We start from the raw sequence: 17292 nt of genomic DNA, 5'->3' as shown, positions 1-17292 counted from the left end.
GAGATGGCGGCAGCGCTTCGCAGCAACGAGGAGATCTGCCTCGCCATCCTTCGCGACACCGATCGCGACCGTTATCTCGCGTGCCTGCTGTCGCCGGAGGACAAGCGCCGGCCGCTTGCAGCGCTTTATGGTTTTCATGCCGAACTTGCCCGCATCCGCGATCTGGTCCACGAGCCGCTGCCCGGCGAGGTGCGCCTGCAATACTGGCGCGACCTGCTCGAAGGCCAATCGCACGGCTCGACCGAGGCCAATCCTCTGGCGTCGGAGTTGTTGCAAGCAATCGAGACACACAGGTTGCCACGCGCCACGCTGGTCAACATGATCGACGCCCGGATTTTCGATCTCTATGACGACCCGATGGAAAACCGAAATGCCCTCGAAGGCTATGCCGGCGAGACCGCATCGGCGCTGATCCAGTTGGCCGGTCTGGTGCTGTCGCCGTCCGATGCTGCCCGCTCGACCGATGCTGCCGGCCACGCAGGCGTCGCCCAGGCGATTGCCGGCTGTCTGCTACTGATGCCGCTGCATCGCCATCGTGGCCAGCTCTACCTGCCGCTGGAAATCCTCTCCGCTGTCGGCCTCGACCGTGACAGTTTCCTCGCGGGCACGGATATCCCCCGGGTCACCGCTGCCATCGATGCATTTGCAGGTCTCGGGCAGGAGCATCTGGCGAAGGCCCGCGCCTCAGGGCCCGTCGCACCGGGCCTCATGCCGGCATTCTTGCTTGTGGCGCTCACAGGGCCTATCCTGCGCAAGGCGCAGAAACTCGGTGCCGGCATCCTCGATCGGCCGATACAGGCCTCGCAATGGCGTCGCCAGCTCAGCATGGCCGTTGCCGCGATGCGCGGAAAATTTTGACACCAGTCAAACTCGCGCAAGTCTCGCGCGTTATGCGGCTTTAACGCACTCGTCCTGAAGGGAGAATCGCCATGGCAATGTTCATCTGGTTGGCGATCTTTGTTGCTGTCGTCGGTTTCGGGTTTTACGCCACCCGCATGGTGGCGCAGGACAAGGAGGAGAGCCTCAATGACCTCGGTCTGGCGATCCTGGAATTCGGCCGGGCCTTCCCGACCGAAGCGATCCGCCAGTTGCAGAAGACGAGGGATGGAAAGGCGCTGTTCGTCCGCCTGCACGACAACAAGGCCGGCTTCATGAAGGATCTCGGCAAGCATTTCGCCTGCCACGTGATCGAGCCGGGCAGGGCGCGCGTGCGGGACGCGGCCGACCAGCGCCGCATCACCATCGATTTCCTCGACGTGCCGCATCACAACGGCACCTACGAGTTCACCTCGGCAAAAGAGGCCGCCGAGGTGTCGCTGTGGTTGCTCGGCAATTATGTCGCGACCGATGATCTCGTCTTGCCGGAAAAGACGGCCGCCAATCAGCCCTGAACGGCCATGGCCTCGACGGGTTCGGCAGCCGGCTCAAGACCGAGCCATCGAGCGCAATCCGCCAGCGCCCTCTTTGCCACCAGCTGGCGCTTCATGATCGTCTTGTCCTTGCCGCGAAAGCGCTTGATGCCTTCCGGCTTGACGATCGAACCGGGTTCGAGTTCCGGGAACAATCCGAAATTGATGTTCATCGGCTGGAACGAGCGCTTGCCGGGCTCCTCGTCACTGACGATATGGCCACCGGTAATGTGGTTGAGAAGTGCGCCGAGCGCAGTGGTGGCTGGCGGCAGGCTCGGCGTGTTTCCGTGGCGTTCGGCAGCTGCGAACCGTCCGGCGAGAAGCCCGATGCTGGCACTTTCGACATAACCCTCGCAGCCGGTGATTTGGCCGGCGAAGCGCAGGCCGGGCCGCGACTTCAGCGCCAGCGAGTGATCGAGCAGCACCGGCGAGTGGATGTACGTATTGCGGTGAAGGCCGCCGAGGCGGGCAAACTCGGCATTCTGCAGGCCGGGGATCATGCGAAAGATATCTGCCTGCGCGCCGTATTTCAGTTTCGTCTGGAAGCCGACCATGTTGTAGAGCGAACCCAGCGCATTGTCCTGGCGAAGCTGGACGACGGCATAGGCCTTGACGGTCGGGTTGTGAGCGTTTGTCAGCCCCATCGGCTTCATCGGGCCGTGACGAAGCGTCTCGCGGCCGCGTTCGGCCATCACCTCGATCGGCAGGCATCCGTCGAAATAGGGGGTGCCTTCCCATTCCTTGAAGCCGACGGCATCGCCTCCGATCAGCGCATCGATGAAGGCATTGTACTGGGCTTCGTCCATAGGACAGTTGATGTAGTCCTTGCCGTCACCGCCGGGGCCTACCTTGTCGTAGCGTGACTGGAACCAGCAGATATCCATGTCGATGCTGTCGCGATAGACGATCGGCGCAATCGCATCGAAGAAGGCCAGCGCATCGGCACCTGTTTCCTCCTGGATCGCGGCAGCAAGGCTCGGTGCGGTCAGGGGGCCGGTGGCAATGATCGCCTGATCCCATTCCTTCGGGGGCAGGCCGGTGATTTCCTCGCGAACGACGGTAATCAGCGGGTTGCTTTCGATCTCACGGGTGACATCGGCTGCAAAGCCGTCACGATCGACGGCAAGTGCGCCGCCGGCCGGCACCTGGTTGCGATCGGCGCAGGCCATGATCAGCGAACCGGCCAGCCGCATTTCCGCATGGATGACGCCGACGGCATTGCTGCTGGCATCGTCGGAGCGAAAGGAATTGGAGCAGACGAGTTCTGCGAGGTCGTCGCCCTTATGAGCATCGGTGCCGCGAACGCCGCGCATTTCGTGCAGGATGACCGGGATACCGGAGGCTGCGATCTGCCAAGCGGCTTCCGAGCCTGCAAGGCCGCCGCCGATGACGTGGATGGGAGATAGGGTTGTTTTCATGGGCGGCTGAATAGCACGATGGCTCGCCGCTTCCAATCACCCGGAACCAAAAACGGGAGAATCAAAAACGGCGCCACCAAGGCGCCGTTTTTAGAAGAACGTTCCGTAGACTATTAACGGAACGAGCGGTTGGCGATGTTGCGGATTTCGTAGCGGCTGATGCCGATGTCGGAGAGCGTCTGGTTCGACAGGCTGCCGAGTTCGCTCAGTGTGCGGCGGTAGGAAATCCAGCTCTTGGCAATGCGGATCGGGTTCATGGTGGTATCCTCGGTTCTATCAGGTTTGAGACAGGCTTGATTGCCGTGTCATCGATTGACCTCCATATAGGCGATAGACCGAAAAATGTGCAGTGCAATTAAAAGGCTACTGCCATGCGTTTGTGCACTACGCCGCATAAATAACAGTCGCGACTTAAAATTTAGGCGACAAAAGAGCGCGGTTTTCAGTGTCGCCGCGCGGGTTGATAGAAGACAAAAAAGAACGCCCGCCGCGGGGTCCGCAACGGGCGTTGTAAGGCGATCGCTGATGGCGATGCCAGGGTCTATTTTAGCGACCGGTGGCTTCGCGGGCAACGCGGTGGATGTCAGAACGGTCGATGCCGAGGTCGTGCAGTTCGCGTGTGCTCATGCGGCCGAGTTCGGTAACGGTCTGACGATACTTGCGCCAGTTGTTGTAAGAGCGGGTGATGTTCATGGTAATCCCCTTTCCGAGGGTTTGATCCGCCAGCAGCAATCGTTGTGCTGGCTTCTTTCTACTGAGGCTGAATATAACGCATGCCGCGAAAACCAAAAGCGTCAATGCATCATGTCACCCATGCGCAGGACGCATTGCTTGCCACTATTTGCACCATGATTGGTTATAAAATGTGCGCAATTGTCGCATTGCAAGAAGCGCGGGGTGCGTGGGTGCAGCGGGAGTGGGTCGCTATTGGCGTTTCGCTCGGCGTAGGCTGCCTGGACATCGTCACTGATGCCCGAAGGCCCGGCTCGTGACTGAAAAAACAATGCCCACAGCGGGAGGAGCTGTGGGCATTGTTTGCGGGGATCAGCAAGGGATGGGGGAGGGCTGCTGATCAATCGGAGCAACGGGGGAGGAAGATCGGCTCCGAAACGTCACGAACTCGGTCTGCGTATCAGTCTGCGTACGATCGGTCGGTTGCTTCGAATTACCCGAGAGCCGCACTTTCGCCGGCGAGATATCGGGGTTTACCAAGCTGCAACCGATTGCCAGGCATGCCACTGGCGCATATCTGATTGCTCAATCAACACTCCATTAGTCGAGTATAATGTAGTGATCCTAACGGAGCGTTAAATTCCCACGCCTCCGGATGTCGTGCAGCGAAAAAGCCAGGCCTGCCAGCATTTGCCACCTGCCACATTTGGTCGCTATAGAGAATGGCGAGGCGGATGGCGCCGGGTGCAGCATGAGGCAGTAATGTATCGCGGCAGACTTCAGAGAGATCTCGGCGGCTGGGTGGAAAAGGGCTTGCTCGAAAGCGACCAGGCAGCTGCCATCATGGCGGATTACGACAGTCGTCCGGCGAGCTTCAGCCTCGGGAGAGTTCTCGCGGTGCTGGCAGCGCTGCTGGTGGCATCAGCCATCCTGCTGCTGGTTGCTTCCAACTGGGAGGCCATACCGAGGTTGGTTCGGGTCGTCGGGTGCCTGGTGCTGATCTGGAGCTTCTATCTGTCCGGTGCCGCCTTCTCCTCCCGCAACCAGACGTCGCTGGCCGCCGCCATGCTGCTGCTTGCCACCCTTAGCTTTGGCGGCGCGGTGTCGCTGGTGGCGCAGATGTATCATCTTTCGGGCGACGAGATGACGATGGTGCTGCTGTGGTTCGGGCTTGCCTGCCTCTCGGCGCTGATGTTTCGCTCCGGCAGCCAAGTCGTGGTTGCCGGCTTTCTCGCCTGGGGCTATTTCGCGCTCTATCTCGAAAACAATCTTTCGAACTGGATCGGCTGGCCGCCCTATGCGCCGCCGCTGATGGCTGCCATCGTGCTGGCGCTGATCTATTATACCGGCGCCGCGCGGGCGCGGCATCTGGTCTACCTGCTGTTGATCGGCTGGCTCACCTGGATCTATTCCCTGAACGACGGATTGGGGATGGCGGTGCTCTACACAGCCATCGGGCTTGTCGCCTTCCTGTGCGTCGCCGTTCCGCTTCCGCCGCTGGCCGGAATGCTGCGCACCGCCGGGCCGACGCCGGCCTTCTACACATTCTGCATCGTCGCTATCGGTCTTCTGCTGCTGCATATCGAGATCGTCAGCGGACCCCGCCTCATTGCGCTGGGTCTTGCGACGCTTGCCATCGCGGTCGGCGCCATCACTCTCTGCGGGCGTGACAACGGCGCGGTGCGCTACACCGGTTATCTGGTGTTTGCCGGCGAGATCCTGTTTCTCGCCTCCGAAACCATCGGCTCGATCATCGGGACATCGGGCTTCTTCCTGGTTGCCGGGCTCCTGGTTGCGGTCGTCGCCTGGCTGGTGATCCGCGTGGAACGCCGTTTTGCAAGCCCGTCGCCGGAGGTCACGCCATGAGCTTTCTGATCGACGCCGCCAGCGAGAGCCGGCCGTTCGCCCGCCGCGCCTATATCGCCGCCATCGCTTTGGCGCTGCTGCAGACTGTTGTGATCGGCACCATGATCGTCAGCCGCGCGACGATCCTGCGAAACGGCTCCGAGGTGCTGCTGAAGGCATCGCCGGTCGATCCGCGCGATCTTCTGCGCGGCGACTACGTCATCCTCAATTACGATATCTCGAATGTGCCGGTGTCGACGCTGGTGGGCGAGCGGCCTCCCGTCGCGGGCGAGCAGACGCTTTCGGTGCGGCTGACAAAGCAGGCAGATGGCTACTGGGGCATCGCCGAATCATCCTTCGTGCCGTTGGCGCCAAAGGACGGCACCGTCGTGCTTGCCAGCAAGCCCTTCGATTATCGCCCGACGGCAGATACCGCGACGATCCGGGTCGATTACGGGATCGAGAGCTATTACGTGCCGGAAGGCGAGGGGCATAGGCTCGAGCAGGCGCCGCTGGGCGGCCGGATGGCCATCTCCGCCCGCGTATCGCCGGCTGGCACGGCACAGATCAAAGCCCTGCTTCTCGACAACAAGCCTGTGTATGAAGAGCCGCTATACTGAGGCTTTTCGAACAAAATCGGGGATTGCCCGATCCTGTCCGCACAACTGTCATTTTTCCTTTGCGCGGTTTGAAACGGGTGATATAGAGACGCCGCGCTCCGGAAGGCCTCATGCGTAGGCATTGCTATGCGGTTTTAGGGACGCGGGTATGGTGAAATTGGTAGACACGCCAGATTTAGGTTCTGGTGCCGCAAGGCGTGGGAGTTCAAGTCTCTCTACCCGCACCAAGGCTGCTTTGCTGCCGGGGGAGGCTGATACAGTCTCATCCGAAGGCTTGCGAGAAGACGCGCCATTTTGCCTCCTGCAAAATGTTTGAGAATTGCATGAAAAGCCACGCCCGGTCGTCGGTCCGGCGTCGTGCTCATTGAAACGAACGGCTGTCTGGGCACCGCCGCTACGAAATGAAGGTTGAGAAAATGCAGGTTATCGAAACGCTGGCTGAAGGGCTGAAGCGCGAAATCAAGGTCGTAATTCCGGCCAAGGACATGGAAGGCCGCATGAACGAGCGCCTTGCAGAGGTCAAGGACAAGGTCAAGATCAACGGCTTCCGTCCCGGCAAGGTCCCGCCAGCGCATCTGAAGAAGATGTACGGCAAGTCGATCATGGCCGATCTCGTCAACGAGATCGTTCGCGACCAGCCGGCGCAGATCCTCACCGGCCGCGGCGAAAAGTCTGCCACCCAGCCTGAAATCGCCATGACCGAAGACAAGGACGAAGCCGAGAAGATCCTCGCTGCCGAAGCCGACTTCGAATTCACGCTGTCCTACGAAGTCATCCCTGCGATCGAACTGAAGCCGGTCAACGGCATCAAGGTCATCCGCGAAGTCGCCGAGATCGGCGAAGACGAAGTGACCGAGCAGATCATGAAGATTGCCGAGAGCGCCCGCACCTACGAGACCAAAGAAGGCGCTGCTGCCGATGGCGACCGCGTTACCCTCGACTACCTCGGCAAGGTCGACGGCGAAGCCTTCGAAGGCGGCAAGGACGAAAATGCCGAGCTGATCATCGGCTCGAACCGCTTCATCCCGGGCTTCGAAGAGCAGCTCGTCGGCGTCAAGGCTGGCGACGAGAAGGTCATCACGGTCACCTTCCCGAGCGAATACCCAGCCAAGAACCTGGCCGGCAAGGAAGCCACCTTCGATCTGACGATCAAGGACGTGGCCTCTGCCGCCGCCACCGAGATCAATGACGAACTGGCCACAAAACTCGGCCTCGAATCGGCCGATCGCCTGAAGGAAATCGTTCGCGGCCAGATCGAAAGCCAGTACGGCTCGGTCACGCGCCAGAAGGTCAAGCGCCAGATCCTCGACCAGCTCGACGAGATGTATCAGTTCGACACCCCGCAGAAGCTCGTCGAAGCCGAATTCGAAAGCATCTGGCGCCAGATCCAGACCGATCTCGGTGAAAGCGGCAAGACCTTCGAAGACGAAGACACGACCGAAGAAGCAGCTCGCGCCGAGTATCTGAAGCTTGCCGAACGCCGCGTCCGCCTCGGCCTCGTTCTCTCCGAAATCGGCGAAAAGGCCGGCATCGAAGTCAGCGAAGACGAACTGCAGCGCGCGCTCTACGAACAGCTCCGCCAGTTCCCGGGCCAGGAAAAGGAAATCCTGGAATTCTTCCGCAACACGCCCGGCGCATCCGCCAACCTGCGCGCGCCGATCTTCGAAGAAAAGGTCATCGACCACCTGCTCTCCGAAGTCGACGTGACGGACAAGACGGTCACCAAGGAAGCGCTGCTCGCCGAAGACGACGACAGCACCGAGAAGAGCGAAGGCAAGAAGGCGCCGAAGAAGAAGGCTGCCAAGGCAGAAGCTTCCAAGGCTGAAGAAGCCGAAGGCGAAGAAGCCGCTCCGAAGAAAAAGGCCGCTTCGAAGAAGAAGGCAACCGACGACACCGCCGAGTAATTCTTCGGAACTCTCTGCAAGTTTTGAAGGCCCTGCCGTTCGCGGCGGGGCCTTTTTGCGTTTGGGGCGGCGGGTATCCGGCGCGTGGCGCCACCCCCCTCTGTCGGCGACGCCGACATCTCCCCCACGAGGGGGGAGATCAGCCGATAGGTTGCGGTTTACCAGAAGGGCGCTGTGAGTTCGGTACTGGTTTTGCGATAGAAAGTTGCCCCGGCCAATCTCCCCCCTTGTGGGGGAGATGTCACGCGGTGACAGAGGGGGGCGTGCTGGCGCAGGGGCTAACCGACGTCAATCTTGCACCCGGTAAAATTTCTCTTCCTATTTTCGGAAAATAGGAATATATTCCAATCGTCCCGATGTGGCTGTCAGGCGTGGCAGTTTCAGCGGGGCCGGTTTGGGGATGGGGCAGGACGCAGGCTGCTTTTCCGACCGCAGGTACGGTCACCTCCAGAGGAAAAGCGTGGCGAATGGGCTACGACGGACCTCTTGTATGCAGCGGTGCAGACGCACCTGTCAGCCGGTCGAATGGGAGCGGCTGGCGGGTGTGGAGGGTCCCACCCGGCGGTGTCAGGCCGGACGGGAGGCGCTGAGAGGTGTCACTTAGAGACTGAACGACCCACTACCGCTGCGAGGCAGCTTTCAGCGCCTGTTCCGACTTTCCGCTCGATCCCACCGATGGCTCCCATCGCGTGGTTTTTTCCGCGATCGTTAGGCTCAACCGGTTTCAGCCGGTTGAAAACCCTCAAAGCTCCGACTTGATGTCGCCCATACGGTTGCCAGCGTCGAGGCCTGCGATCTTGTAGGCTTCGGCCAGCGTCGGGTAGTTGAAGGTGTTCTCGACGAAATACTCGACGGTGCCCTTCAGGTTGAGCACGGCCTGGCCGATATGGACCAGCTCGGTTGCGCCTTCGCCGACGATGTGGACGCCGAGCAGGCGGCGGGTTTTCAAGGAGAAGATCATCTTCAGCAGGCCGGTATCCAGCCCCATGATGTGGCCGCGCGAGGTTTCGCGGAAGCGGGCGATGCCGCATTCGTATGGGATGCCGCGTTCCTTGACCTCTTCCTCGGTGAGGCCGCAGGTGGAGATTTCCGGCACGGCGTAGATGCCGTAGGGGAAATATTTCTGCGGTTCCTTGGCGATGGCGCCGACGGCAACGCGGGCAGCGATGCGGCCCTGTTCCATCGAGGTCGAGGCAAGGCTCGGGAAGCCGATGACGTCGCCGGCGGCAAAGATGTGCGGCACGCTGGTGGCAAAGGTTTCAGGGTTGACCGAGAGGCGGCCACGGCTGTCGGCCTCCAGCCCTGCGGCCGGCAGGTTGAGCTCGTCGGTGGCGCCCATGCGGCCGGCGGCAAACAGCACCATGTCGGTGACCAGGCGACGGCCGCTGCCGAGGGTGACCTCGACCTTGCCGTTTTCGAGTTTCTCCACCTTGTCGGCCTTCTGTCCGAGCAGCAGCTTCATGTTGCGGTCGCGCAGCTGGTAGGTGAAATCCTCAACGATCTCCTTGTCGATGAAGTCGAGCATCGTCGATTTCGGATCCAGAAGTGTGACCTGCGTGTCGAGGGAAGAGAAGATCGTCGCGTATTCGATACCGATGACGCCGGCGCCGATGACGATCAGCGAGCGCGGCAGCGTTTCCATCTCGAGGATTTCGTCGCTGTCGAGCACGGTCTGGTGGTCGAACGGCATGTAGCTCGGGCGGAATGGTTTTGTGCCGACGGCAAGCAGGATGCTGGTCGCAGTCGCCCGCACGACCTCGCCGTCGTCCTTGGTGATTTCGATCGTGCGTGGATCGACGAAGCTCGCCTTGCCGCGAACGTGCTGGACGTGATTGCGGGCGAACTGGTGCTCAAGCACCTCGACCTCGTGGTCGAGGGTGATCAGCAGGCGGCGGCGCAGGTCTTCGGCGCTGATCTGCTGCTTGACGCGGTAGGCGCGGCCATAGAAGCCGCGTTCCCGCCAGCCGGACAGGTTGAGCGCCGTTTCGCGCAGTGTCTTCGAAGGGATGGTGCCAGTGTGGACGGAGACGCCGCCGACGCGCTTGCCCTGCTCGATGACCAGAACCGTCTTGCCGAGCTTGGCAGCCTGAATGGCGCCCCTGCGGCCAGCCGGACCGCTGCCGACAACAATAAGATCGTATTGGTACATCGAATGGCCCCGCAGGATTGAATGCGAATCAGTGGTGCGTCGCACAACATACGCAGTTCAATCGGTACCGGAGCAGTGTTACAGATTGTCTAACGGCGGACAATCACGAATTGGAGAGGCCGAGCCAGGGTTCGAGCTTTTCGAAGGTCTCGTCCATCGGATAGGCGGCGCTGATCGGCAGCGAGACGTGGCCGTAGATGATCGACATCTGGCCTTCGGCGACCTTCTCGGTAGTCTTGTCGATCGCTGCAAGATAGAGGGCGGTGGCAAGACCCGTGCGGTCGGCGCCGGCCTGGCAATGGATCAGAAGCGGCTTCGGTGCATCGCGCATCAGCTGCACCAGTGTTGCCGCCTGCTCCTGCGTCAGTTCGTGGCGCGAGGACATGCGGAAGTCGATGTGGTTGATACCGAGTTCCTTGGCCTCGGCGACTTCGGCATCGTACCAGCCATGGCCAGCATTTTCGCCGCGCAGGTTGATGATCGTCTTGATGCCATACTGCTTCTGCAGTGCGGCAATCGTGGCGGCGGAAGGCTGCGACGAACGGTAGAGTTCGCCTGAAATGACCGGATGGAAATTCGTGGTGGCGATCATATGAGCATAGAAGCCGCCGATCAGGGCGAGCAGGGGCAGGACCCCATACATGAAAAATCCCCGCGCCATCAGGCGAAGGGATGAAAAGCGGCGCGGCGAAGCTGCTGTCAGCATGGTATCTCCGGGCGCCGGCCGGAGCGGCCTGGCGGGGTAAAGCGATCGAACTCCCGCACGTCTCGAGCATCCGGGGATGCCGCGATCTGCAGTGTCGTCGTTCTGCCAGACCAGACTGACAGCCACCTGAAGAAACTATGATGAAATCGTGACAGGGCACGCCGAAACGTGGGCGCAGGCGAGGGCGCTGCTGACCTCAGATCAGCCGCAACCCCTTGAAGCTCGCATGGCCGTCCTTGCCGATGATGATGTGGTCGTGGACGACGATGCCGAGCGGCTTGGCCGTATCGACGATGGTCTTGGTCATGTCGATGTCGGCGCGCGACGGGGTCGGGTCGCCGGAGGGATGGTTGTGGACGAGGATGATCGCCGTTGCCGATAGCTCCAGCGCCCGCTTGACGACCTCGCGCGGGTAGACCGGCGTGTGGTCGACGGTGCCGCGTCCCTGCACCTCGTCGGCGATCAGCGTGTTGCGCTTGTCGAGGAACAGGATGCGGAATTGCTCTCGGGTTTCGTAGGCCATGGCGCTGTGGCAGTAGTCGATGACGGAGGACCAGGAGGCCAGCACCTTCTTGCCACGGATCTCGCTTTTCAGCATTCGCTGGGCGACCGAGGCCATCAGCTTGAGATCAAGCGCCACCGCCTCGCCGATGCCGTTGACTTCCTGCAGCAGCGCAATTGGCGCGCCCATAACGCCGCCCAGCGTCTGGAAGCGGTCGATCAGCGCCTTGGCGATGGGCTTCGTGTCGCGGCGCGGGATCAGCCGGAACAGCAGCAGTTCGAGGATCTCGTAGTCGGCCAGCGCCGCATCGCCATTTTCGCGGTAGCGCGTCCGCAGCCGTTCGCGATGACCATGGACATGGGCCATGGGGTCGGGCTTTTGAAGCTCGATGGGTTTTCGCATCTGGGCTGTCTTGGCCGGCTGCTCGGCAAAGAACATCCGTTCGTCGAACAGCGCCGGTTCGCTATCGCCCGGTATGGCCTCGCTGTCTGGTGATCTCTCGCCATGTCCGTTTTCCGGACCGGGGCGCTTGGCCATGGTTCACCCTTGATAAGGAGGAAGGCCCGGCCGATCGAGCCCGGCGGGCGACAGCGTAAAGATCTCGCAGCCGGTCGAGGTAACGCCGACGGTATGTTCGTACTGGGCCGAAAGCGAGCGGTCGCGCGTCACGGCTGTCCAGCCATCGGCAAGCACCTTGACGTGCGGCTTGCCGAGATTGATCATCGGCTCGATGGTGAATATCATGCCTTCGCGCATCTCGGGGCCGTCGCTGGCACGGCCGTAATGCAGGATGTTGGGCGAATCGTGAAACAGGCTGCCGACGCCGTGGCCGCAGAAATCGCGCACCACCGAGCAGCGCTCACCCTCGGCATAGGTCTGGATCGCCTCGCCGATGGCGCCGATGCGGGCGCCCGGCTTGACCGCCGCGATGCCGAGCATTAGCGAGTGATAGGTGACCTCGAGCAGTCGTTCGGCCGAACGCTTGATGACACCGACCGGGTACATGCGGCTGGAATCGCCATGCCAGCCATCGAGCACGTAGGTGACGTCGATGTTGACGATATCGCCTTCGCGCAGGCCCTTGTCGTTGGGAATGCCGTGGCAGACGACGTGGTTGATCGAGGTGCAGCTCGACTTGGTATAGCCGCGATAGTTCAGCGTCGCCGGGTAGGCGCCGTGGTCCATGCCGAATTCGAAGACGAAGCGGTCGAGCACGTCGGTGGCGACGCCCGGAACGATGAGAGCAGCCATTTCGTCGAGGCAGCGTGCCGTCAGCTGGCAGGCCTTGCGCATGCCGGCAAAAGCATCGTCTCCGTAGAGACGGATCGCGCCGGTATTCTTCGGCGATGCCGTCGCTGCTTCGATATAGTTCACCATGATATGCCTTCAGTCTAGAATTGCCGTTTGAGTTTGTAGTGCAGCTATGCCGGGTTCGTCCATGGGGATCAATCCTGCGGCCGTGATTTCGAGCGGCGATATAGAGCATTTGAGCGCAAAGGCCTCGACGCCGCGCTGGCGGGCCCTGAGATAGGCGCGCCCGTACTGCGGATCGAGGTCATCGCAGATCCGGAAGCGGGTGCAATCATCGCGCTGGATGACGTAGAGCATCACCGCCCGGTGACCGAGTTCCACCATGTCGCCGAGTTCCTCCAGGTGCTTTGCACCCCTGGAAGTCACCGAATCCGGAAACTCGGCGAGGCCGGGCGTGCGGGCGAAGTGGACGTTCTTGACCTCGACATAGGCTGGCGCCTTGCCGGGGCCTGCCAGAAGCATGTCGATACGCGAATTGCGCCCGTATTTCTGCTCGCGGCGCAGATCGGGATAGGTGCCGAGATCGGCGACCAGTCCGGCGCGGATGGCCTCTTCGGCCAGCCGGTTTGGCAAGGCGGTGTTGACGCCCACCCGCGTACCGTCAGCCTCGATCAACTCGAAGACATAACGGTATTTACGCGTCTGGCTGTCGTGCTCGGAGAGCCAGATGCGCGACCCCGGCGTCGTCAGGCCGCGCATCGAGCCGGTGTTGGGGCAGAAACCGGTGACGATGCCGCCGCTCTCCAGTTCGGCGTCGAAGAGAAAGCGCTTGTAGCGGGCAATGAGCCGGGCCGGCACGAGGGGGCGTTCGAACAGCATTGCGATACTCTATGGGGAGGTGGCCGTTGGCCGTCAGGTCTTGTGAAGCAGGCCCGTCAGGTCTTCTGCATCACAAACGAGCCGGGCGCCGGCTCGAGCGGGACCGGCGAATGGCTACCGGGGATGCGGGGGGCGACCCTTGTTGCGTCGCGTGTCTCGATCCAGGTCTGCCAGTGCGGCCACCAGGAGCCGGCGGTCTCCCTGGCGCCGGCCATCCAGCCGTCGAAGTCTTCGCCCGAAGGACCCTCGGACCAGAACTGATACTTGCGCCTTTCCGGCGGATTGACGATGCCGGCGATATGGCCGGAGCCGGCGACCACGAAATCGACCGGGCCGCCGAAGAACGAGCCGCCCACAAAAACCGATTTCGCCGGTGCGATATGGTCGTCGCGGGTTGCGAGGTTATAGACGGGGATGGTGACGTCCTGGAGCGATAGCGTCTTGCCGTTGATCACCATGCGGCCTTGGCTCAGCGTGTTGTCGAGATAGCAGTTGCGCAGGTAGAAAAGGTGATTGGCCGCTGCCATGCGGGTCGAATCGCCATTCCAGTAGAGCAGGTCGAAGGGCAGGGGTTCCTGGCCCTTCAGGTAGTTGTTGACGAAATAGGGCCAGATGAGCTCCGAGGCGCGCAGCATGTTGAATGCCGTCGCCATCTTCGAGCCGTCGAGATAGCCGGACAGGCTCATCTGCTTCTCCAGCGCCTGCAGCTGGTCCTCGTCGACGAAGACCTTGAGATCGCCAGCATGGGTGAAGTCGACCTGTGAGGTCAAGAGGGTCAGGGATTTGACGCGCTCGACGCCTTCAGCCGCGTGCAGCGCCAGTGCCGAGGACAGCAGCGTGCCGCCGACGCAATAGCCGATCGCGTTCACCTCGGTTTCGCCGGTCGCTTCTTCGATCGCGTCCAGTGCGAAGTCTATGCCTTCGTGAATGTAGTCTGCCCAATCCTTCTCCGCATGGCGGGCATCCGGGTTGACCCAGGAAATGACGAAAACCGAGTGGCCCTGGTCGACGCACCACTTGATGAAGGATTTTTCCGGGTTGAGGTCGAGGATGTAGAACTTGTTGATCCAGGGCGGGCAGATCAGCAGTGGACGTTTGAAGACCGTCTCGGTTGCCGGCTCGTACTGGACGATCTGGCAGATCTCGCTCTCGGCCACCACCTTGCCCGGTGTCATCGCCAGGTTGCGGCCGATGGCGAAGTGGCTGAGATCGGTCTGGCGCAGCTTCAGGTCGCCGCCGCCGGCACCGATGTCCTCGGCCAGCATCTTCATGCCGCGCACAAGGTTCTCCGCATTCGAGGCGACGGTCTCGCGATAGAGCTGCGGGTTGGTGGCGATGAAATTGGCGGGCGAGATCGCCGCCATGATCTGCCTGACATAGAACGAGGCCTTGTGGCGTGTATGCGCGTCGAGCCCTTCGGCCCCAGTCACCAGCGTGTCCGCCCAGTCGGAAGTCACGAGGTAGGTCTGGCGCAGGAAGTCGAAGAACGGATTGCTCTGCCAGTCGTCGCCGGAGAGCCGCTTGTCTTTGATCGGCGCTTGTGGTGGCGGTTCGCCCGGCGGTTCCGACAGCCGCTGCATCGATTGCGTCCACAGGCCGAAATAGCCGGACAAGAGCTTGGTCTGCGCCTCGAAGCTGCGCTGCGGGTCGGACATCCAGTAATCCGAAACCGTCGACAGCGTCTTGACCATATCGGTCATCGAATCATTGCCTTCGACCCGCTCGCCACGTTCGCGCGGGGCCAGCCAGGCGGACGCAGCCTTGCCGAGATTCTCCAGGGCACGGGCGAAATTCAACGCCATCGTCTCCGGATCCTTGACGATATAGGGATCCGCCGACGCCGCGTCGAACGCGGATTTGGCCGGTTCGCCCTTGCTATCGTCCCGTTTGCTGTCGCTCACGCGTCATTCTCCGGCGGCGGTGCTGCTCTCATTTCCGTTTGTACATCGCCCGGGAAATGGAATACAAGTTCCAATGACAGGCACGCCTGCTCTTGCTTTGCTGCGACGACGAATTTAACAGTCGTTCCGGGCAATGCGGGACCGGGCAGGATAATGATGATAGGCAGCGGCATAGTGGCAAGTTTCTACCGGTATTCCGTGGTCCTCGGGCTCGTTGCGCTGACACTGACCGGCTGCAAGACCATTGCCGAAAAGCAGGCGGAAGACGCTCGCAAGCGCGCAGCCCCGACAGCCGTGGTGATGAAGACAGGCAAGGGCGAACCCGCCGTCAAGACGCTCGAATACGGCAAGGACGGCTATCCTACCTTCAACGGCCCGCTCACGTCCGCCAACGTCCAGATCGCCGATCCGCAGGCGCTGGATATCCGCAAGCAGCTGACGGCCGCCGGCGCTGCGCGCGATTCCGGCGCGCTGACGCAGGCGCAGTACGATGCCAAGGTCGCGGAAATGCGCAAGCTGGCAGCCGAACAGCAGCAGACGCTCTCGGATCTCCAAAAGTAACCTTGCGCAAAAGCCCATTTGCACGCAAAGGGTTCAATCAAGAAGCGTTTGCATGTATCGTTCGGGTTTGAGGCGGCAAGTGTGCCGTGCTCGCCCCAAATTCACCGCATCACTCGCGTCAAACGAGAATATGGCGCCGCGATCCTGAGGTTCGTATCGCGGCTGCCCGGAGACACACGAACTTCATTGCCGCCTCGATCACCGCCGTCCCATGGGGAAAGAAATGGAAGAGTTTCATAAAGTCCGTCGCCTGCCGCCGTACGTCTTCGAACAGGTCAACCGTTTGAAGGCCAGCGCACGAGCGGGCGGTGCCGACATTATCGATCTCGGCATGGGCAACCCCGATCTGCCGACACCGCAGTCGATCGTCGACAAGCTCTGCGAAGCCGTCCAGGATCCGCGTACCCATCGCTACTCTTCGTCGAAGGGTATCCCGGGGCTGCGCCGTGCGCAGGCCGGCTATTATGCCCGTCGTTTCGGCGTCAAGCTCAACCCGGATACGCAGGTCGTGGCGACGCTCGGCTCGAAGGAAGGCTTTGCCAACATGGCGCAGGCGATCACTGCGCCCGGCGATGTGATCCTATGCCCGAACCCGACCTATCCGATCCATGCCTTCGGCTTCCTGATGGCCGGCGGCGTTATTCGCTCGATGTCGGTCGAGCCGGACGAAAGCTTCTTTCCGCCGCTGGAGCGGGCCGTCAAGCACTCCATCCCGAAGCCGATCGCGCTGATCCTCAACTATCCGTCCAATCCGACCGCCTATGTCGCGACGCTGGATTTCTACAAGGACGTCATCGCTTTTGCGAAGAAACACGACATCATCGTGCTGTCGGATCTCGCCTATTCGGAAATCTATTTTGACGATAACGCCCCGCCGCCTTCGGTCCTCGAAGTGCCCGGCGCTATCGATGTCGCCGTCGAGTTCACCTCGATGTCGAAGACCTTCTCCATGCCCGGCTGGCGCATGGGCTTTGCCGTCGGCAACGAGCGGCTGGTTGCAGCGCTGACGCGTGTTAAATCCTACCTCGACTACGGCGCATTCACGCCGATCCAGGTGGCGGCAACCCACGCGCTGAACGGCGACGGTTCCGACATCGCCGAAGTGCGCTCGATCTACAAGCGCCGCCGCGACGTGCTGGTCGACAGTTTTGGTAAGGCCGGCTTCGAAATTCCGCCACCGGCCGCAACGATGTTCGCCTGGGCAAAGATCCCCGAGAAGTTTCGCCATCTCGGCAGCCTGGAGTTCTCCAAGCTGCTGGTCGAGAAGGCCGATATCGCTGTTGCACCCGGTATCGGTTTCGGCGAGATGGGCGACGACTATGTCCGCATCGCGCTGGTGGAAAACGAACACCGCATCCGACAGGCGGCGCGCAATCTGAAACGCTTTCTATCGACGGCAGACGAGACCATGCACAATGTGATCTCGCTCAACGCCCACCGCTAACTTCAAGGGCAGCCGCCATGCGGCTGCCGCT

General features: G+C 61.5%; 16 protein-coding genes and 1 tRNA gene. 8 read left to right on the top strand and 9 right to left on the bottom strand.

The features are described 5' to 3' along the window. Positions 1-3 precede the first annotated feature (3 nt). Together J5274_RS14105 and J5274_RS14100 are read left to right on the top strand one after the other, a co-directional pair. Positions 4-858, top strand: coding sequence for a phytoene/squalene synthase family protein (locus tag J5274_RS14105; RefSeq protein WP_142823036.1), 855 nt, complete (start codon positions 4-6; stop codon positions 856-858). Between the two features lie 71 nt (positions 859-929). Continuing rightward, entirely contained in the window at positions 930-1391 is a 462-nt protein-coding gene (locus J5274_RS14100) for a hypothetical protein (RefSeq protein ID WP_142823035.1), read from the top strand. Here J5274_RS14100 and trmFO read toward each other — a convergent pair. From trmFO to J5274_RS14085, 3 genes are all read right to left on the bottom strand, one after another. Next, on the bottom strand, positions 1382-2827 hold the full coding sequence (gene trmFO, locus J5274_RS14095) for a methylenetetrahydrofolate--tRNA-(uracil(54)-C(5))-methyltransferase (FADH(2)-oxidizing) TrmFO (protein ID WP_142823034.1): 1446 nt from the start codon (positions 2825-2827) through the stop codon (positions 1382-1384). The genes J5274_RS14100 and trmFO overlap by 10 nt on opposite strands. Before the next feature lie 113 nt (positions 2828-2940). Next, complete coding sequence (locus J5274_RS14090; RefSeq protein ID WP_111221763.1) at positions 2941-3084, bottom strand: DUF1127 domain-containing protein; 144 nt, start codon at positions 3082-3084, stop codon at positions 2941-2943. A 289-nt stretch (positions 3085-3373) separates the two neighbouring features. After that, a complete protein-coding gene (locus J5274_RS14085) occupies positions 3374-3520 on the bottom strand; it encodes a DUF1127 domain-containing protein (RefSeq protein ID WP_111221764.1) in 147 nt (48 codons plus the stop codon). Between the two features lie 741 nt (positions 3521-4261). Between J5274_RS14085 and J5274_RS14080 the strand changes: the two genes are divergently transcribed. The 4 genes from J5274_RS14080 (at position 4262) to tig (ending at position 7868) form a co-directional block, all read left to right on the top strand. Then, a complete protein-coding gene (locus J5274_RS14080) occupies positions 4262-5365 on the top strand; it encodes a DUF2157 domain-containing protein (RefSeq protein ID WP_142823033.1) in 1104 nt (367 codons plus the stop codon). After that, complete coding sequence (locus tag J5274_RS14075) at positions 5362-5964, top strand: GDYXXLXY domain-containing protein (protein ID WP_142823032.1); 603 nt, start codon at positions 5362-5364, stop codon at positions 5962-5964. Before J5274_RS14080 ends, J5274_RS14075 begins: the two co-directional genes overlap by 4 nt. A gap of 142 nt (positions 5965-6106) precedes the next feature. After that, positions 6107-6191, top strand: a tRNA-Leu gene (locus J5274_RS14070). A gap of 189 nt (positions 6192-6380) precedes the next feature. Then, entirely contained in the window at positions 6381-7868 is a 1488-nt protein-coding gene (gene tig, locus J5274_RS14065; protein WP_142823031.1) for a trigger factor, read from the top strand. Between the two features lie 742 nt (positions 7869-8610). On the opposite strand, the gene sthA is transcribed toward tig, so the two are convergent. The 6 genes from sthA to phaC all read right to left on the bottom strand — a co-directional run bounded on the left by sthA (position 8611) and on the right by phaC (position 15256). Continuing rightward, positions 8611-10017 (bottom strand): Si-specific NAD(P)(+) transhydrogenase, encoded by a 1407-nt coding sequence (gene sthA / locus J5274_RS14060; protein ID WP_142823030.1) that lies wholly within the window; start codon positions 10015-10017, stop codon positions 8611-8613. 103 nt (positions 10018-10120) lie between these two features. Then, complete coding sequence (locus J5274_RS14055) at positions 10121-10723, bottom strand: dual specificity protein phosphatase family protein (protein WP_202617099.1); 603 nt, start codon at positions 10721-10723, stop codon at positions 10121-10123. A 196-nt stretch (positions 10724-10919) separates the two neighbouring features. Continuing rightward, a complete protein-coding gene (gene radC / locus J5274_RS14050) occupies positions 10920-11762 on the bottom strand; it encodes a DNA repair protein RadC (protein WP_209183927.1) in 843 nt (280 codons plus the stop codon). Between the two features lie 3 nt (positions 11763-11765). Next, positions 11766-12602, bottom strand: coding sequence for a type I methionyl aminopeptidase (map, locus tag J5274_RS14045; protein ID WP_142823028.1), 837 nt, complete (start codon positions 12600-12602; stop codon positions 11766-11768). A gap of 9 nt (positions 12603-12611) precedes the next feature. Then, on the bottom strand, positions 12612-13355 hold the full coding sequence (gene sfsA, locus J5274_RS14040) for a DNA/RNA nuclease SfsA (protein ID WP_219274642.1): 744 nt from the start codon (positions 13353-13355) through the stop codon (positions 12612-12614). A 56-nt stretch (positions 13356-13411) separates the two neighbouring features. Continuing rightward, entirely contained in the window at positions 13412-15256 is a 1845-nt protein-coding gene (gene phaC, locus J5274_RS14035; protein ID WP_142823026.1) for a class I poly(R)-hydroxyalkanoic acid synthase, read from the bottom strand. A gap of 153 nt (positions 15257-15409) precedes the next feature. On the opposite strand from phaC, the gene J5274_RS14030 reads away from it, so the two are divergent. Together J5274_RS14030 and J5274_RS14025 are read left to right on the top strand one after the other, a co-directional pair. Next, positions 15410-15817 (top strand): hypothetical protein, encoded by a 408-nt coding sequence (locus tag J5274_RS14030; RefSeq protein WP_224127706.1) that lies wholly within the window; start codon positions 15410-15412, stop codon positions 15815-15817. 223 nt (positions 15818-16040) lie between these two features. Beyond that, positions 16041-17261 (top strand): LL-diaminopimelate aminotransferase, encoded by a 1221-nt coding sequence (locus J5274_RS14025; protein WP_142823025.1) that lies wholly within the window; start codon positions 16041-16043, stop codon positions 17259-17261. The last annotated feature ends 31 nt before the right edge of the window (positions 17262-17292 follow it).

The organism is Rhizobium sp. L51/94, assembly GCF_019355555.1.
GTDB lineage: Bacteria > Pseudomonadota > Alphaproteobacteria > Rhizobiales > Rhizobiaceae > Rhizobium > Rhizobium rhododendri.
The sequence above is the reverse complement of the archived record's forward strand: the minus strand, read 5'-3'. Positions and strand labels throughout refer to the sequence as shown.